Origin of the sequence: Enterobacter sp. CPE_E1241, assembly GCF_045618265.1 — a bacterium.
GTDB lineage: Bacteria > Pseudomonadota > Gammaproteobacteria > Enterobacterales > Enterobacteriaceae > Enterobacter > Enterobacter adelaidei.
The window spans coordinates 218,776-235,947 of record NZ_JBIWYV010000001.1 but is presented as its reverse complement, the minus strand read 5'-3'; the positions used below and the strand labels follow the sequence as shown (position 1 = coordinate 235,947).

Annotated in this window: 14 protein-coding genes and 4 tRNA genes; 1 reads left to right on the top strand and 17 read right to left on the bottom strand. The window is 52.5% G+C overall.

The features are described from left to right. Positions 1–53: 53 nt before the first annotated feature. From rpoB to ACJ9Y9_RS01055, 12 genes are all read right to left on the bottom strand, one after another. Positions 54–4,082: a DNA-directed RNA polymerase subunit beta gene (gene rpoB, locus ACJ9Y9_RS01110; RefSeq protein WP_014882065.1), complete on the bottom strand. Its 4,029-nt coding sequence runs from the start codon at positions 4,080–4,082 to the stop codon at positions 54–56. Positions 4,083–4,401: 319 nt separating this feature from the next. Continuing rightward, entirely contained in the window at positions 4,402–4,770 is a 369-nt protein-coding gene (gene rplL, locus ACJ9Y9_RS01105) for a 50S ribosomal protein L7/L12 (RefSeq protein ID WP_014882064.1), read from the bottom strand. Positions 4,771–4,836: 66 nt separating this feature from the next. Next, entirely contained in the window at positions 4,837–5,334 is a 498-nt protein-coding gene (rplJ, locus tag ACJ9Y9_RS01100; protein WP_004097644.1) for a 50S ribosomal protein L10, read from the bottom strand. A gap of 291 nt (positions 5,335–5,625) precedes the next feature. Next, positions 5,626–6,330 (bottom strand): 50S ribosomal protein L1, encoded by a 705-nt coding sequence (rplA, locus tag ACJ9Y9_RS01095; RefSeq protein ID WP_013095000.1) that lies wholly within the window; start codon positions 6,328–6,330, stop codon positions 5,626–5,628. A gap of 3 nt (positions 6,331–6,333) precedes the next feature. Next, a complete protein-coding gene (gene rplK, locus ACJ9Y9_RS01090; protein WP_008503452.1) occupies positions 6,334–6,762 on the bottom strand; it encodes a 50S ribosomal protein L11 in 429 nt (142 codons plus the stop codon). A gap of 156 nt (positions 6,763–6,918) precedes the next feature. Next, a complete protein-coding gene (nusG, locus tag ACJ9Y9_RS01085; protein WP_003862341.1) occupies positions 6,919–7,464 on the bottom strand; it encodes a transcription termination/antitermination protein NusG in 546 nt (181 codons plus the stop codon). Between the two features lies 1 nt (position 7,465). Next, the gene (gene secE / locus ACJ9Y9_RS01080) at positions 7,466–7,849 is read right to left on the bottom strand and encodes a preprotein translocase subunit SecE (RefSeq protein WP_013094999.1); all 384 of its coding nucleotides are present in this window, start codon (positions 7,847–7,849) and stop codon (positions 7,466–7,468) included. Between the two features lie 229 nt (positions 7,850–8,078). Continuing rightward, positions 8,079–9,263 carry an elongation factor Tu gene (tuf, locus tag ACJ9Y9_RS01075; RefSeq protein ID WP_014830236.1) on the bottom strand — a complete coding sequence of 395 codons (1,185 nt, stop codon included), beginning with the start codon at positions 9,261–9,263 and terminating at the stop codon, positions 8,079–8,081. 118 nt (positions 9,264–9,381) lie between these two features. Next, positions 9,382–9,457, bottom strand: a tRNA-Thr gene (locus ACJ9Y9_RS01070). A gap of 6 nt (positions 9,458–9,463) precedes the next feature. Beyond that, a tRNA-Gly gene (locus ACJ9Y9_RS01065) sits at positions 9,464–9,538 on the bottom strand. 117 nt (positions 9,539–9,655) lie between these two features. Then, positions 9,656–9,740: transfer RNA gene (locus ACJ9Y9_RS01060), tRNA-Tyr, on the bottom strand. A gap of 8 nt (positions 9,741–9,748) precedes the next feature. Continuing rightward, a tRNA-Thr gene (locus ACJ9Y9_RS01055) sits at positions 9,749–9,824 on the bottom strand. Positions 9,825–10,141: 317 nt separating this feature from the next. Here ACJ9Y9_RS01055 and coaA point away from each other — a divergent pair. After that, positions 10,142–11,092, top strand: coding sequence for a type I pantothenate kinase (gene coaA, locus ACJ9Y9_RS01050; protein ID WP_028018278.1), 951 nt, complete (start codon positions 10,142–10,144; stop codon positions 11,090–11,092). Positions 11,093–11,136: 44 nt separating this feature from the next. On the opposite strand, the gene dppF is transcribed toward coaA, so the two are convergent. The 5 genes from dppF to dppA all read right to left on the bottom strand — a co-directional run bounded on the left by dppF (position 11,137) and on the right by dppA (position 16,840). After that, a complete protein-coding gene (gene dppF / locus ACJ9Y9_RS01045) occupies positions 11,137–12,150 on the bottom strand; it encodes a dipeptide ABC transporter ATP-binding subunit DppF (protein WP_028018277.1) in 1,014 nt (337 codons plus the stop codon). Beyond that, a complete protein-coding gene (gene dppD, locus ACJ9Y9_RS01040; protein WP_013094994.1) occupies positions 12,147–13,130 on the bottom strand; it encodes a dipeptide ABC transporter ATP-binding protein in 984 nt (327 codons plus the stop codon). The genes dppF and dppD overlap by 4 nt, the downstream gene beginning before the upstream one ends. Positions 13,131–13,140: 10 nt before the next feature. Next, positions 13,141–14,043 carry a dipeptide ABC transporter permease DppC gene (dppC, locus tag ACJ9Y9_RS01035; protein WP_028018276.1) on the bottom strand — a complete coding sequence of 301 codons (903 nt, stop codon included), beginning with the start codon at positions 14,041–14,043 and terminating at the stop codon, positions 13,141–13,143. A 9-nt stretch (positions 14,044–14,052) separates the two neighbouring features. Further along, positions 14,053–15,072, bottom strand: coding sequence for a dipeptide ABC transporter permease DppB (gene dppB, locus ACJ9Y9_RS01030; RefSeq protein WP_028018275.1), 1,020 nt, complete (start codon positions 15,070–15,072; stop codon positions 14,053–14,055). A gap of 160 nt (positions 15,073–15,232) precedes the next feature. After that, positions 15,233–16,840, bottom strand: coding sequence for a dipeptide ABC transporter periplasmic-binding protein DppA (gene dppA, locus ACJ9Y9_RS01025; RefSeq protein WP_028018274.1), 1,608 nt, complete (start codon positions 16,838–16,840; stop codon positions 15,233–15,235). Positions 16,841–17,172 lie beyond the last annotated feature (332 nt).

The following is a 17,172-nucleotide window of genomic DNA, read 5'->3' as shown; positions in this document are numbered from 1 at the left end:
CACAATCTGGTGCCGGGGGTTAACCCGGCACCAGTGACCTGTTTGAGCGAGAATTACTCGTCTTCCAGTTCGATGTTGATACCCAGCGAACGAATCTCTTTCAACAGTACGTTGAAGGATTCTGGCATGCCCGGTTCCATCTGATGGTTGCCGTCCACGATGTTTTTATACATCTTGGTACGACCGTTCACGTCATCAGACTTAACGGTGAGCATTTCCTGCAGGGTGTATGCCGCGCCGTATGCTTCCAGCGCCCACACTTCCATCTCCCCGAAGCGCTGACCACCGAACTGTGCCTTACCACCCAGCGGCTGCTGAGTAACCAGGCTGTAAGAACCGGTAGAACGAGCGTGCATTTTGTCGTCGACCAGGTGGTTCAGTTTCAGCATGTACATGTAACCTACGGTTACCGGACGTTCGAACTGTTCACCGGTACGGCCGTCAAACAGCGTAATCTGACCAGACGTTGGCAGACCACCCAGTTGCAGCAGCTCTTTAATTTCAGCTTCTTTTGCACCGTCGAATACCGGCGTTGCAATTGGCATACCTTTGCGCAGGTTCTCTGCCAGACGCAGCACTTCTTCATCGCTGAAGGTGTTCAGGTCGACTTTCTGACGCACATCGGTACCCAGATCGTAGGCACGCTGGATGAATTCGCGCAGTTTCGCGACTTCCTGCTGCTGTTTCAGCATGGCGTTAATCTTGTCGCCAATACCTTTTGCAGCCATACCCAGGTGGGTTTCCAGAATCTGACCGATGTTCATACGAGACGGTACGCCCAGTGGGTTCAGTACGATATCTACCGGCGTACCGTTAGCATCGTGCGGCATATCTTCGATCGGGTTGATCTTAGAGATAACACCCTTGTTACCGTGACGACCTGCCATCTTATCACCAGGCTGGATCTGACGTTTAACAGCCAGATATACCTTAACAATCTTCAGCACGCCTGGTGCCAGATCGTCGCCCTGAGTGATTTTACGGCGTTTCGCTTCGAGTTTTTTCTCGAACTCGTGTTTCAGTTCGTCATACTGCTCAGCCAGTTGTTCCAGCTGATTTTGTTTCTCTTCGTCGGTCAGGCCCAGTTCCAGCCAGCGATCGCGTGGCAGTTTGTCGAGCTTCTCAGCTTCAACGCCACCGGCAACCAGCACCGCATAAATACGGCTGAACAGACCTGCTTCGAGGATCTGCAGTTCTTCAGACAGGTCTTTCTTAGCCTGTTTGAGCTGCATCTCTTCGATTTCCAGCGCACGCTTATCTTTTTCAACGCCATCACGAGTGAAGACCTGAACGTCGATAACCGTACCGGAAACACCGTTTGGTACGCGCAGAGAAGAGTCTTTAACGTCAGACGCTTTCTCACCGAAGATTGCACGCAGCAGTTTCTCTTCTGGCGTCAGCTGGGTTTCACCTTTCGGTGTTACCTTACCAACCAGAATGTCGCCGCCGGTCACTTCCGCACCGATGTAAACAATACCGGATTCATCCAGTTTAGAGAGCGCAGCTTCACCCACGTTAGGGATGTCAGCGGTGATCTCTTCTGGCCCCAGCTTGGTGTCACGGGACACACATGCCAGTTCCTGAATGTGGATGGTGGTGAAACGATCTTCCTGAACCACACGCTCGGAGACGAGGATGGAGTCTTCGAAGTTGTAACCGTTCCACGGCATGAACGCTACGCGCATGTTCTGACCGAGCGCCAGTTCACCGAGGTCGGTGGACGGACCGTCTGCCAGCACGTCGCCGCGCTCAACTGGCTCACCCAGAGATACGCAAGGCATCTGGTTGATACAGGTGTTCTGGTTAGAACGGGTGTATTTGGTCAGGTTATAAATGTCGATACCTGCTTCACCCGGGTACATCTCGTCTTCGTTAACTTTGATAACGATACGAGAGGCATCCACGTACTGAACAGTACCGCCACGTTTAGCAACCGCAGTAACACCGGAGTCAACGGCAACAGCACGTTCCATACCGGTACCAACCAGCGGCTTATCAGCGCGCAGAGTCGGAACGGCCTGACGTTGCATGTTCGCACCCATCAATGCACGGTTGGCGTCATCGTGTTCCAGGAACGGGATCAGGGACGCACCGACGGATACCACCTGTTGGGTGGATACGTCCATGTAGTCAACCTGGTCGCGGCTGAACAAGCTGGATTCGCCTTTGCTACGGCAGGTAACCAGATCTTCTACAAAGTGGCCTTCGTCATCCAGGTTGGAGTTCGCCTGAGCGATAACGTAGTTGCCTTCTTCGATAGCAGACAGGTAATGAATTTCGTCGGTTACAACACCGTCAGTCACTTTACGGTACGGCGTCTCAAGGAAACCGTATTCGTTTGTCTGTGCGTACACGGACAGGGAGTTGATCAGACCGATGTTTGGACCTTCAGGCGTTTCGATTGGACATACGCGACCATAGTGAGTCGGGTGTACGTCTCGAACTTCGAAGCCTGCGCGTTCACGGGTCAGACCGCCTGGGCCGAGTGCAGAGATACGACGCTTGTGCGTGATCTCAGACAGCGGGTTGTTCTGGTCCATGAACTGAGACAGCTGGCTGGAACCGAAGAACTCTTTCACTGCTGCAGAGATCGGCTTGGCGTTGATCATATCCTGAGGCATCAGGGTATCCAGATCGCCCAGAGACAGACGCTCTTTCACCGCACGCTCTACACGTACCAGGCCAACGCGGAACTGGTTTTCCGCCATTTCGCCAACGGAACGGATACGACGGTTGCCGAGGTGGTCGATATCATCCACTTCGCCTTTACCGTTACGGATATCGATGAGCTTCTTCATCACTTCGATGATGTCGTCTTTGCTCAGGATACCGGAACCTTCGATCTCATCACGCAGCAGAGAACGGTTGAACTTCATACGTCCAACCGCGGACAGATCGTAGCGGTCTTCGGAGAAGAACAGGTTCTCGAACAGGCTTTCAGCCGCTTCGCGAGTTGGTGGCTCACCAGGACGCATCATGCGGTAGATTTCAACCAGCGCACTCAGACGATCGGTCGTTGGGTCGACGCGGATAGTCTCAGAGATGTATGGACCATGGTCCAGATCGTTGGTGAACAGCGTTTCGATACGTTTGTGGCCAGACTGGCTCAGCTTAGCCAGCAGATCCAGGCTCAGCTCCATGTTCGCCGGGCAGATCAGCTCGCCAGTTGATTCATCAACGTAATCTTTCGCGGCTACTTTTCCTGCAATGTATTCAACTGGAACTTCGATGTGTTTGATATCATCTTTTTCCAGCTGGCGGATGTGGCGCGCGGTGATACGGCGACCTTTTTCCACATACACTTTGCCGTCGGCTTCGATGTCGAACGACGCGGTCTCACCACGCAGACGTTCCGGCACCAGCTCCATCTGCAGCTTGTTGTCGCGGATTTCAAAGATCACTTTCTCAAAGAACAGGTCCAGGATCTGCTCAGTGGTATATTGCAGCGCACGCAGAATGATGGTTGCAGGCAGTTTACGACGACGGTCGATACGGACAAACAGGTTGTCTTTTGGATCGAACTCGAAGTCCAGCCATGAACCACGGTAAGGAATGATGCGCGCGTTATACAGTACTTTACCGGAAGAGTGTGTTTTACCTTTATCGCTGTCGAAGAAGACGCCCGGGCTACGATGCAGCTGGGAAACGATAACACGCTCAGTACCGTTGATGACGAAAGTACCGTTGTCTGTCATGAGTGGAATTTCACCCATGTAGACTTCTTGTTCTTTAATGTCTTTTACGGTGCCTTCTGGCGCTTCGCGCTCATAGATCACCAGACGCAGTTTTACGCGCAGCGGTGCGGAATAGGTCACGCCACGGATCTGACATTCCTGAACGTCAAACACCGGCTCGCCAAGGCGATAGCTGACGTACTGCAGCTCGGAATTACCGCTGTAGCTCTGAATCGGGAACACGGAACGGAAGGCTGCTTCCAGACCGTACTGCCCTTCAGGATCTTGCTCGATAAACTTCTGGAACGAGTCAAGCTGGATAGAAAGGAGATATGGAATGTCCAGAACTTGTGGACGTTTACCAAAATCCTTACGAATACGTTTTTTCTCGGTATAGGAGTAAACCATAGGGTTCCTCAGCTCGCTGACAAGTCGACCCATCTGTCCGACGAAGGGACAGTTTGTGCAACACCATTTTGTGGACCGGAAAATCGAATACTTTCCGCAATACCTGTTGCTATCACGCTTAAACCATTTCGTTGCGATTTACACAGAGCGAGCACCCTGTCGCAATATATTAAGTCGTCGATAGAAACAAGCATTGTCAGGACAACCAGCAGTCAAACAGTGTGAAATGCTACTGATGCCTTACAGCGCAAAAAGGCTGGTGACTAAAAAGTCACCAGCCATCAGCCTAATTACTTAGGCTGCAACCAGAAAAGTTGGCTTATTTAACTTCAACTTCAGCGCCAGCTTCTTCCAGAGATTTTTTCAGTGCTTCTGCGTCGTCTTTGCTCACGCCTTCTTTCAGCGCAGCTGGAGCAGATTCTACCAGGTCTTTAGCTTCTTTCAGACCCAGGCCAGTTGCGCCACGTACTGCTTTGATAACAGCAACTTTGTTAGCGCCTGCAGCTTTCAGAATTACGTCGAATTCAGTTTTTTCTTCAGCAGCGTCAGCAGCTGGGCCAGCAGCAACAGCTACAGCGGCAGCAGCAGAAACACCGAATTTTTCTTCCATTGCAGAAATCAGTTCTACAACGTCCATTACGGACATAGCTGCAACTGCTTCAATGATTTGATCTTTAGTGATAGACATTTAAATTGTTCCTGAAAATCAGAATAAGTTTATACGTAAGCAAATGCTTTATAAAGACAACTGCGATTAAGCAGCTTCTTTCGCATCGCGAACAGCAGCCAGAGTGCGAACCAGTTTGCCAGCCGAAGCTTCTTTCATGGTTGCCATCAGGCGTGCAATTGCTTCTTCGTAGGTCGGCAGGGTTGCCAGGCGATCGATTTGCGATGCCGGGATCAACTCACCTTCAAAGGCTGCAGCTTTGACCTCAAATTTTGCATTCGCTTTCGCGAACTCTTTGAACAGACGAGCAGCAGCGCCCGGGTGTTCCATAGAGTATGCAATCAGGGTCGGACCAACAAACGTGTCTTTCAGGCACTCGAATGGAGTACCTTCAACTACGCGACGCAGCAGGGTGTTACGAACAACACGCATGTATACGCCAGCTTCACGACCTGCTTTACGCAGTTCAGTCATTTTGTCTACAGTAACGCCACGGGAATCCGCAACTACTGCAGACAGCGCGCCTTTGGCTACTTCGCTGACTTCAGCAACAATCGCTTGTTTGTCTTGAAGATTTAAAGCCATTAGCTTTGCTCCTGGATGTTTGCCGGAACTCATGTTCCGGAACTCACTTCACTCGACCCAACGGGAAGAGCGTCTAAATACGGTGAGCAGAAACAAGCCAGAGTATTCAAAAAATAATCTTAGCGTTCTGTCACCGTCTACGCAGGGGATTAAGTCTCTTACGAAACACCTGCGGTCTTCGACGGAGGCCTGGATAGGCCAGGCTCCAACGAACAAATCTTTTAGCCGCTAACTTTCGTTAGCAAACGTGGGGGTAAGATTGTAGACAAAATCACCGCCCACGTAAAGGCATTAGTTTGCAGCAGCGCTCAGGCCAGCCTGGTCAACTGCAACACCTGCACCCATGGTGGTGGAGATGCTAACTTTCTTGATGTACACGCCTTTCGCCTGAGTTGGTTTTGCTTTTTTCAGCGCAACCAGCAGAGCTTCCAGGTTTTCTTTCAGTTTGTCAGCGTCGAAGTCCACTTTACCGATGGTGGTGTGGATGATGCCGTTTTTGTCGTTACGATAACGAACCTGACCTGCTTTAGCGTTCTTAACCGCTTCAGCAACGTTAGGAGTAACGGTACCCACTTTCGGGTTTGGCATCAGGCCGCGTGGACCCAGAACCTGGCCCAGCTGGCCAACAACGCGCATTGCATCTGGAGATGCGATAACAACGTCGAAGTTCATTTCGCCTTTCTTGATCTGGTCAGCCAGATCTTCCATACCTACCAGTTCAGCCCCAGCAGCTTTAGCAGCTTCTGCGTTTGCACCCTGAGTAAATACAGCTACGCGAACGGAACGGCCAGTACCGTGTGGCAGTACAGTTGCACCACGAACGTTCTGATCAGATTTACGAGCATCGATGCCCAGGTTAACAGCAACGTCAACGCTTTCAACGAACTTAGCAGTAGCCAGTTCTTTCAGCAGAGCGATAGCTTCGTTGATGTCGTACTGTTTGGTCGCATCAACTTTGTCACGGATCACGGACATGCGCTTGGTCAGTTTAGCCATTTCTTAGTCCTCCACTACCAGGCCCATGGAACGTGCAGTACCTTCGATGGAGCGAGTCATCGCTTCAATGTCGGCACCAGTCATGTCGGCAGCTTTGGTCTGCGCGATTTCCTGCAGCTGAGCGCGGGAAATTTTACCCACTTTGTCTTTGTTCGGTTTACCGGAACCAGACTTGATACCAGCCGCTTTCTTCAGCAGAACTGCTGCTGGAGGGGTTTTGGTAACGAAAGTGAAAGAACGGTCAGCGTAAACAGTGATTACGACTGGGATTGGCAGACCTTTTTCCAGGGATTCAGTTTTTGCGTTGAACGCTTTACAGAATTCCATGATGTTCACACCCTGCTGACCCAGAGCTGGACCAACTGGTGGACTTGGGTTCGCCATACCAGCTGCAACCTGCAGCTTGACGTAGGCTTGTACTTTCTTAGCCATTCTAAAATCCTCTGATTGGGTAATAACGCCTCAGTGAGGCTCCCCGTGAATAAAATTCGTTTTACGGGCCGTTGCCCATAAAAACAAAAGGCGCGAAATTGTATTCCAATCTCGCGCCCTGTGCAACGATTAAATCGTCGCTTTTTTGATCGCTGCTTAGGCTTTTTCGACCTGGGCAAAGTCCAGTTCTACCGGGGTCGCACGACCAAAGATAGAAACAGAGACTTTCAGGCGGGACTTCTCGTAGTCCACTTCTTCAACCACACCATTAAAGTCAGCAAATGGACCGTCATTAACACGAACCATTTCACCCGGTTCAAACAGCGTTTTCGGACGCGGCTTATCACCCACCTGCTGCAGGCGGTTCATAATCGCATCAACTTCTTTGTCGCTGATTGGCGCCGGACGGTCAGATGTGCCGCCGATAAAGCCCATCACACGCGGTACGCTGCGCACAAGGTGCCAGCTCGCGTCGTTCATAACCATCTGAACCAGCACGTAACCCGGGAAGAATTTACGCTCGCTTTTGCGACGTTGGCCGCCACGGATCTCGACCACTTCTTCGGTCGGAACCATAACTTCGCCAAATAACTCTTCCATGTTGTGTAATTTGATATGCTCACGCAGCGACGTTGCTACGCGGCCTTCAAAACCGGAAAACGCCTGAACGACGTACCAGCGCTTTTTAGGGGCTTCAGACATCTCAGAACCTCAGGCCAGTGATAAAGGATACCAGGCGAACCAGAATACCATCCAGTCCCCACAGGATCAGTGACATTACAGCGGTAACCGCCGCTACAATCAGCGTGGTGTGCAATGTTTCCTGGCGAGTCGGCCAAATTACCTTGCGGACTTCGGTACGCGCTTCGCGAGCAAAAGCGACGGTCGCTTTGCCTTTCGTCGTCAACAGCGCGACACCACCTGCTGCAGCAATCAGAATTACCACTGCAAGCGCACGTAGCGGCAGCATAATGTCACGATAAAGGTAGTTGCCAACAATCGCTACGATCAGCAAAACGGCTACCACTACCCATTTCATCGCTTCCAGGCCGCGCCCGCTCCCTTGAGCTTCGGTATTCGCACTCATAAACCAACCTGTCAGAAGTATTCTACAAACATTTTCACCCCGCGATCGCGAGGCAAACCAAATCGAAATGCTAATTCGCTTTTCGAATTATACGCTCTCTGCAGAGCCTGTCTCAGCAATGATTATGACAAAAATAATCACTGATGAGCCAGGTTCTGACGTGAAAGCGTGCAAAAAGGGCATCAAATGATGCCCTTTTATTGCGCATTGCGTCAAATGTTATCAGCAATTAGCCGAGAACTTTAGCAACCACGCCCGCGCCAACGGTACGGCCGCCTTCACGGATTGCGAAACGCAGACCGTCGTCCATCGCGATTGGGTGGATCAGAGTCACAACCATCTTGATGTTGTCGCCTGGCATTACCATCTCTACGCCTTCTGGCAGTTCGATGGTACCGGTCACGTCAGTAGTACGGAAGTAGAACTGTGGACGGTAGCCTTTGAAGAACGGAGTATGACGGCCGCCTTCGTCTTTGGACAGAATGTACACTTCAGATTCGAACTTGGTGTGTGGCTTGATTGAGCCTGGCTTCGCCAGAACCTGACCACGTTCGATTTCTTCACGTTTGATACCACGCAGCAGAACACCAACGTTCTCACCAGCACGGCCTTCGTCCAGCAGTTTGCGGAACATTTCAACGCCAGTACAGGTAGACTTCGCAGTCTCTTTGATACCAACGATTTCAACTTCTTCACCAACTTTGATGATACCGCGCTCTACACGACCGGTAACAACGGTACCACGACCGGAGATGGAGAATACGTCTTCGATTGGCAGCAGGAATGGCTTGTCAATCGCACGCTCTGGTTCTGGGATGTAAGAATCCAGGAAGCCAGCCAGTTCGATGATTTTCGCTTCCCACTCTGCGTCGCCTTCCAGCGCTTTCAGAGCAGAACCACGAACGATTGGAGTATCGTCGCCTGGGAAATCGTACTGAGACAGCAGTTCACGAACTTCCATCTCTACCAGTTCCAGCAGCTCTTCGTCATCAACCATGTCGCACTTGTTCAGGAACACGATGATGTAAGGAACGCCTACCTGACGACCCAGCAGGATGTGCTCACGGGTCTGAGGCATTGGGCCGTCAGTCGCAGCAACAACCAGGATCGCGCCGTCCATCTGCGCAGCACCGGTGATCATGTTTTTAACATAGTCGGCGTGGCCTGGGCAGTCTACGTGTGCGTAGTGGCGAGTCGGGGTGTCGTACTCAACGTGAGAGGTGTTGATGGTGATACCACGAGCTTTTTCTTCTGGTGCGTTATCGATCTGGTCGAATGCGCGAGCAGAACCACCGTAGGTTTTTGCCAGAACGGTAGTGATTGCAGCGGTCAGCGTTGTTTTACCATGGTCAACGTGGCCGATAGTACCGACGTTAACGTGCGGTTTTGTACGTTCAAACTTTTCTTTAGACATCGATTGTCCCTCTAAGACACGGATAAATCGGTGATATCACCACATCAACCAGGCGAAATGCCTGAATTGTTGAATACAGTAAAATTGAAACAGAGAGAAACGGGAAGGAGAAGTGAAGTGGTGCTGATACCCAGAGTCGAACTGGGGACCTCACCCTTACCAAGGGTGCGCTCTACCAACTGAGCCATATCAGCACGTATTGGAGCGGGCAGCGGGAATCGAACCCGCATCATCAGCTTGGAAGGCTGAGGTAATAGCCATTATACGATGCCCGCATCCTGAAACTCGGCTACCCAGTTCTTTCTGTAACAAAAAAAGAGATTTCTCTCTTTTTAAGTTTGAGCTGGTTAATTTTTCCAACCAGCTCCGGCGGCATTAACGCTGCCAGAAAGTGGTGGTGGGGGAAGGATTCGAACCTTCGAAGTCTGTGACGGCAGATTTACAGTCTGCTCCCTTTGGCCGCTCGGGAACCCCACCGGACTTGATGGTGCCGACTACCGGAATCGAACTGGTGACCTACTGATTACAAGTCAGTTGCTCTACCTACTGAGCTAAGTCGGCATCAAGTAGCGCGCATTCTATGGATACCTGCGCAGTCATGCAACTAAAAATTTGCATAAAACGTTCTTTCGCTCACATTTTATGCGAACGGCGTGCTGAACGCTGTAAAAGTAGTCATTCGAGGTCAAATATTCAACATATCACGCTGATTTGCACGGTATACACCGTAGCGTGACGGCTTACGCGTAACGCAGCGCTTTCCATCTTTTTTCTTATTATTCCTGTCATCTGGTGTTAACCTCCTGCCCATTGTCCAAAATTAACTGTGTGATGAGCCATGATCCGGCAGTATTGTGCTGGCTCACTGAAGCATGCTTATGAGCAAAAAAGAGCAATCGTTAATGACACCTTATCTTCATTTTAACCGCAGCCAGTGGGCTGCCCTGCGTGATTCCGTCCCTATGACGCTGACGGAAGGTGAAATCGCACGGTTAAAAGGGATAAACGAAGACCTGTCCCTGGAAGAGGTCGCAGAAATATATCTCCCCCTCTCTCGCTTGCTTAACTTCTATATAAGTTCCAACCTGCGCCGTCAGGCGGTGCTGGAACAGTTCCTTGGGACGAATGGTCAACGCATTCCTTATATCATTAGTATTGCGGGTAGCGTGGCCGTAGGTAAAAGCACGACTGCGCGTGTCCTGCAGGCGCTGCTGAGCCGCTGGCCGGAGCACCGTAGCGTGGAGCTGATCACTACCGATGGCTTCCTGCATCCAAACGAAGTACTAAAAGAACGCGGGCTGATGAAGAAGAAAGGCTTCCCGCTCTCTTATGATATGCACCGTCTGGTGAAATTTGTTTCTGACCTGAAATCGGGCGTGCCTCACGTGACTGCGCCGGTGTATTCACACCTGATCTACGATCGCATCCCGGACGGAGATAAAACGGTGGTCCAGCCGGATATCCTGATTCTGGAAGGGCTGAACGTTCTGCAAAGCGGAATGGACTATCCTCACGATCCGCATCATGTGTTTGTCTCCGATTTTGTCGATTTCTCTATTTATGTCGATGCGCCGGAAGATTTACTCCAGAACTGGTATATCAACCGCTTCCTGAAGTTCCGTGAGGGGGCATTCACTGATCCGGACTCCTATTTCCATCACTACGCCCAGCTTTCTGAAGAAGAAGCGGTTAATGTGGCAAGAGGGCTGTGGAACGAGATCAACTACGTGAACCTGAAAGAGAACATCCTGCCAACGCGCGAGCGTGCGAGCTTAATCCTCACCAAGAGCGAGAAGCACGCTGTCGACCAGATTCGCTTGCGGAAATAATAGCGCAGAGATAAAAAAACCGGCTTAACGCCGGTTTTTTTGTTTTAAGCATGTGGCTTTTCGCCATTTTCATCCTGATCGACTGCAAAGCAGGCGACCAGTTGACCACCATAATCCTTCAGCTGTGGCTGGAGCTGGGTGCAAGGACCGAAGCGACGACTGCAGCGGGCGTTGAATGCACACCCCGGAGGCGGATTCAGCGGGCTTGGCAACTCGCCCGTCAGCTTAATACGCTCACGACGATCGTCCGGGTTCAGACGCGGCGTCGCGGAAAGCAGTGCCTGGGTATACGGGTGACGAGGATTATTAAAGATCTGATCTTTCGTCCCCTTCTCCACGCAACGCCCCAGATACATCACCATCACTTCATCAGCAATGTGCTCCACCACTGAAAGGTCGTGCGAGATGAACACGTAAGAGAGCCCCAGCTCCTGCTGCAAGTCCATCATCAGGTTCAGCACCTGCGCGCGGACGGAAACATCGAGTGCCGAAACCGGTTCATCGGCAATCACCACATCCGGGTCGAGCATCAGACCACGTGCAATAGCGATACGCTGACGCTGTCCACCGGAGAACATATGCGGGTAGCGGTCGTAATGTTCAGTTTTCAGGCCAACTTTCGCCATCATCGCCAGCGCTTTTTCCCGACGCTGCTCTTTGCTCAGATTGCTGTTAATCAGCAACGGCTCTTCCAGGATCTGTCCCACTTTTTTACGCGGGTTCAAAGAGCCATACGGGTTCTGGAACACAATCTGGATTTTCTGGCGACGCAGTTTCTGTGCCTGCGGATCATGCTTGAGCAGATCTTGCCCCTGATAGTAAAGCTCACCACCGGTTGGCGTTTCAATCATCGTCAGCAGACGGCCCAGCGTCGATTTACCGCAGCCCGATTCCCCGACCACCGCCAGCGTTTTACCGCGTTCGAGGGTAAAGGAGACGCCATCCAGCGCTTTCACCAGTCGCTCAGGGGCAAAAATCCCCTTCTTCACCGGGTAGTGTTTTTTCAGGTCGATAGCCTGCAACAGCGGTTGTTGCGTGGTGGCCTGTTGCGTACTCATAGTGTTGGCCTCCCGGCATCATCGAGTGGGTAGTGGCATTTCGACTGACGACCGTCAGCAAGCTGGTTCAGCTCTGGCTCTTCTGCCCGGCATTTGTCCGTCGCATACGGACAACGCGGATTCAGCAGACAGCCCTGTGGTCGGTCGTATTTGCCCGGCACCACGCCCGGCAGTGACGCCAGCCGCGCTTTGTCCTGGGCAAACTCCGGCAGTGCACGTAGCAGAGCCTGAGTATACGGGTGGCGCGGTGCGCGGAAGATATCGTGGGAACTTCCGGTCTCCACCACCTGGCCTGCATACATCACGATGATCTTGTGCGCCGCTTCGGCCACCAGCGCCAGGTCGTGCGTAATCAGCACCAGCGCCATATTCTCTTTCTGCTGCAGTTCCAGCAGCAGCTCGATAATTTGCGCCTGAATGGTCACATCCAGCGCCGTCGTCGGTTCATCCGCAATCAGCAGTTTTGGCCGACAGGCAATGGCCATCGCAATCATCACGCGCTGGCTCATGCCGCCAGAGAGCTGGTGCGGGTATACGTCCAGACGCGATGCCGGGTCAGGAATCCCGACCTGGTTCAGCAGATCGATCGCCCGCTGACGACGGGTTTTCTTATTCCCGCCCTGATGCACCTTAATCGCTTCCATAATCTGGAAACCGACGGTGTAGCAGGGGTTCAGGCTGGTCATTGGGTCCTGGAAAATCATCGCCACTTCCGCGCCTACCAACTGGCGGCGCTGTTTTTCGGAAATGCGCTTCAGATCCTGACCGTTGAACTGCAGGTTTTCCGCCATCACGCGGCCCGGATAATCAATCAGCCCCATAATCGCCAGCGAGCTTACTGACTTACCGGAACCAGACTCCCCTACGATGCCAACCACTTCGCCCTGATTTACGCTGTAGCTGATGCGGTCCACGGCGCGAAACGGTGTGCCTTCATCCCCGAAGTGCACCGATAATTTATCTACATTTAATAACGCCATCTCGTGCCTCTTACTGCTTCAGTTTGGGATCAAGTGCATCACGCAGACCATCACCCATCAGGTTAAATGCCAGCACCGTCAGCAGGATCGCCAGACCCGGGAAGGTGACGACCCACCAGGCGCTTTGTGCGAACTGCAACACATCGGAGAGCATGGTGCCCCACTCCGGTGTTGGCGGCTGCGCACCCATGCCCAGGAAGCCAAGAGCGGCCATATCAAGAATGGCGTTAGAGAAACCGAGCGACGCCTGAACAATCAGCGGCGCAAGGCAGTTAGGGAAGATATTGACAAACATCTGACGCATAGCGCCTGCACCCGCCACGCGAGACGCCGTGACGTAATCCCGGTTCACTTCCACCAGCACCGCCGCACGCGTTAAACGTACGTAGTGGGGAAGCGCCACGAAGGTCAATGCAAGCGCAGCGTTACCAATCGACGGGCCGAAGATCGCCACCAGCACCAGTGCCAGCAGCAGGCTTGGCAGAGCCAGCATAATATCGACGATACGCATGATGATGTTATCAACGATACCACCGAAGTAACCGGCAACCAGACCCAGTACAATCCCCATGATCAGGGAAAGCACCACCACCAGGCAGCCGACCAGCAGCGACAGACGTGCACCGTACATCAGACGCGACAACACGTCACGACCCACATCATCGGTACCTAACAGGTGCGCCAGGCTACCACCGTCCTGCCACGCAGGAGGTGCCAGCAGGGCATCACGGAATTGATCCGCCGGGTTATACGGTGCCAGGACGTTCGCAAACACCGCAATCAGGATCATGATAGAGACATAGACCAGCCCCACTACCGCGCCTTTGTTGCGCTTGAAGTAGTGCCAGAATTCCTGCAGCGGCGTCATTGGAACCGGTGCAGCAACCACTTTATTTTCAGAAACGTGTGACATGATGGCCCCTTACTTCTTATGACGAATACGCGGGTTCACCACGCCGTACAGCAAATCGACCAGCAGGTTAACGAGGATAATCATCGTCGCAACCAGCAGCACACCGCCCTGCACGACCGGATAGTCACGGCGTTGCAGCGCGTCAATCAGCCAACGTCCCAGGCCTGGCCAGGAGAAGATGGTTTCGGTCAGGATCGCACCTGCCAGCAACGTACCCACCTGCAGACCGATAACGGTCACCACCGGCAGCATGGCGTTACGCAGCGCATGAACGATGATGACACGCATACGCGTCAGGCCTTTGGCGCGCGCGGTACGGATATAATCCTCACCCAGTACTTCCAGCATGGATGAACGGGTCATACGCACAATCACCGCCAGAGGAATCGTACCGAGCACCATTGCAGGCAGGATCATGTGCGCGACAGCATCAATGAAGTTGCCCTCTTCGCCCCAGATAGCCGTATCAATCAGCATAAAGCCGGTCAACGGGTTGGAATCATCGAGGAAGACCATATCACTGACGCGCCCGGAGACCGGCGTCAGGTTAAGCTGCACCGATACCAGCATAATCAGCATCATGCCCCACCAGAAGATAGGCATGGAGTAGCCGGTCAGCGCCAGGCCAACGGCAGTATGGTCAAAAATAGAGCCACGCTTGACGGCAGCCAGTACCCCGACAGGAATACCCACCGCAGTGGCGAAAATCATGGCGCAGACGCCAAGTTCGAGTGTCGCTTTGAAACGCGGCACGAACTCATCCCACACCGGAAGACGGCTTTTCAGCGAAATACCCAAATCACCGTGCAACACGCCCCAGATATAGTTGAGATACTGCTGCCACAGCGGCTTGTTCAGACCAAGCTCAGCCAGCAGCTGTGCATGGCGCTCAGGGGAAATACCACGCTCGCCCGCCATAATCATTACCGGGTCGCCGGGGATCATATGGACGAAGGCAAAAGTGAGAAGGGTGATACCGATAAACGTGGGGATAACAAGTCCCAGACGTCGGAGGATGAACTGCAACATAACCCGGATTCTCTCTGATGACGCACGACCAATGGCGTGACGTCTGTATTGCTCACAAATGTAAATTCCCTCTCCCGTCGGGAGAGGGTTAGGGTGAGGGGATGCATGCACGTCCCTCACCCCTGCCCTCTCCCGGGGGAGAGGGAGAACACCCTACTTATTATTCAACCGATACGTTTTCGAAGTGGTGTTTGCCCAGTGGATCAACCACGTAGCCCTTCACTTCTTTACGCACTGGCTCGTAAACGGTGGAGTGAGCAACAATCAGCGCCGGAGCCTGATCGTGCATAACAACCTGAGCTTGCTTGTACAGTTCAATACGTTTGTTGTGATCGTCGGTCGCACGCGCCGGCTGGATCAGGTCTTCAAACGGCTTGTAGCACCAGCGAGAGTAGTTGGAACCGTCTTTCGCAGCAGCACAGCTGAACAGGGTGGCGAAGAAGTTGTCCGGATCCCCGTTATCACCGGTCCAGCCCATCATTACCGCCTGGTGCTCACCCGCTTTGGCGCGCTTCAGGTACTCGCCCCACTCGTAGGTCACAATCTTGGCCTGTACGCCAATCTTCGCCCAGTCAGCCTGAACCATTTCCGCCATACGGCGTGCGTTCGGGTTATACGGACGCTGTACCGGCATCGCCCACAGTTCAACGGTAAAGCCTTTATCCTGGCCTGCTTCTTTCAGCAGTGCTTTCGCTTTCTCAGGATCGTAGCTGTAGTCTTTAACGTCGTCGTTGTAGCCCCACATTGTTGGCGGGATCAGGTTCTTAGCGGCTACGCCAGCGCCCTGGTAAACGGCTTTGATGATCGCTTCTTTGTTCACCGCGTAAGTCAGCGCCTGACGCACTTTCACATCATCAAACGGTTTCTTCTCGGTGTTAAAGGATAGATAGCCCACGTTCAGACCAGCCTGCTCCAGCAGGTTGATATTCTTATCCTGCTTCATGCGGGCGATATCAGCCGGGTTCGGGTATGGCATAACCTGGCATTCGTTTTTCTGCAGTTTTGCATAACGCACAGACGCATCAGGCGTGATGGAGAACACCAGACGGTCGATCTGAGGTTTCGTACCCCAGTAGCCCGGGAACGCTTTGTACAGAATGCGAGAATCTTTCTGGTACTGCAGCAGCTGGAATGGGCCGGTACCGATTGGATCCAGGTCCACTTTTTCCGGCGTACCGGCTTTCAGCATGTTATCTGCATATTCTTTAGACAGAATAGACGCGAAGTCCATCGCCAGGTCAGCCAGGAATGGAGCTTCCGGGCGAGTCAGCACGAACTGCACGGTTTTATCGTCAACTTTTTTCACTTCAGAGATCAGATCTGGCAGCCCCATCCCTTCGAAGTATTCATAGCTGCCGCCAGACACTTTGTGGTACGGGTTCTGAGCGTTTTTCTGACGGTCAAAGGAGAACACCACGTCATCGGCGTTGAAGTCGCGCGTGGGTTTGAATTCTTTGCTGTCCTGCCACTTCACGCCCTGGCGCAGGTGGAAGGTATAGGTTTTACCGTCTTCGCTGACGTCCCACTTCTCAGCCAGACCAGGAATAACTTCCGTGGTACCGGTTTTGAATTCAACCAGACGGTTATAGATCGGTACAGAGCTTGCGTCGTACGTCGTACCAGAGGTAAAGAGCTGTGGGTTAAAGCCTTCCGGCGAGCCTTCAGAACAGTAAACCAGGGTTTTTGCCTGTACGCTTGCTGCCACGGTCATCGCCACCAGGCTCAAACCAAGCTTCAGCATCCCTGACTTCTTCAAGGAAATACTCATTATTCTGCTCCAATGTGATGTTTTGCTTTGTTGTGTTACGCCGCCTGACCTTTATTTATTTTTTACCCGGTCCGGTCGGTGATGCCCTAAGGCGTTAAAGGGATGGAGAATCCTTTCAGAAGAGCGTTTGAGTTGCAGCGCAGATCGTCCCTGAAATGCCCCTCATGCCCTACAATCTGTCAACAGAATGTGAAAACGTCAATACAGGTGGCGGGGATTTACGCTGAGTGTGAGAAACCGCAAACAAAGATTAAAAAAACTATGCATGCCAGTTTTCAGCAGGGAAATTTATGCTACTCGCTATCTTGCAGCACAAATATCTTCATATTTCG

Excerpts from the sequence above, each read along its gene's own strand:
- rpoB (WP_014882065.1), bottom strand. The coding sequence starts at position 4,082 with ATGGTTTACTCCTATACCGAGAAAAAACGTATTCGTAAGGATTTTGGT.
- rplL (WP_014882064.1), bottom strand. The coding sequence starts at position 4,770 with ATGTCTATCACTAAAGATCAAATCATTGAAGCAGTTGCAGCTATGTCC.
- rplJ (WP_004097644.1), bottom strand. The coding sequence starts at position 5,334 with ATGGCTTTAAATCTTCAAGACAAACAAGCGATTGTTGCTGAAGTCAGC.
- rplA (WP_013095000.1), bottom strand. The coding sequence starts at position 6,330 with ATGGCTAAACTGACCAAGCGCATGTCCGTGATCCGTGACAAAGTTGAT.
- rplK (WP_008503452.1), bottom strand. The coding sequence starts at position 6,762 with ATGGCTAAGAAAGTACAAGCCTACGTCAAGCTGCAGGTTGCAGCTGGT.
- nusG (WP_003862341.1), bottom strand. The coding sequence starts at position 7,464 with ATGTCTGAAGCCCCTAAAAAGCGCTGGTACGTCGTTCAGGCGTTTTCC.
- secE (WP_013094999.1), bottom strand. The coding sequence starts at position 7,849 with ATGAGTGCGAATACCGAAGCTCAAGGGAGCGGGCGCGGCCTGGAAGCG.
- tuf (WP_014830236.1), bottom strand. The coding sequence starts at position 9,263 with ATGTCTAAAGAAAAGTTTGAACGTACAAAACCGCACGTTAACGTCGGT.
- coaA (WP_028018278.1), top strand. The coding sequence starts at position 10,142 with ATGAGCAAAAAAGAGCAATCGTTAATGACACCTTATCTTCATTTTAAC.
- dppF (WP_028018277.1), bottom strand. The coding sequence starts at position 12,150 with ATGAGTACGCAACAGGCCACCACGCAACAACCGCTGTTGCAGGCTATC.
- dppD (WP_013094994.1), bottom strand. The coding sequence starts at position 13,130 with ATGGCGTTATTAAATGTAGATAAATTATCGGTGCACTTCGGGGATGAA.
- dppC (WP_028018276.1), bottom strand. The coding sequence starts at position 14,043 with ATGTCACACGTTTCTGAAAATAAAGTGGTTGCTGCACCGGTTCCAATG.
- dppB (WP_028018275.1), bottom strand. The coding sequence starts at position 15,072 with ATGTTGCAGTTCATCCTCCGACGTCTGGGACTTGTTATCCCCACGTTT.
- dppA (WP_028018274.1), bottom strand. The coding sequence starts at position 16,840 with ATGAGTATTTCCTTGAAGAAGTCAGGGATGCTGAAGCTTGGTTTGAGC.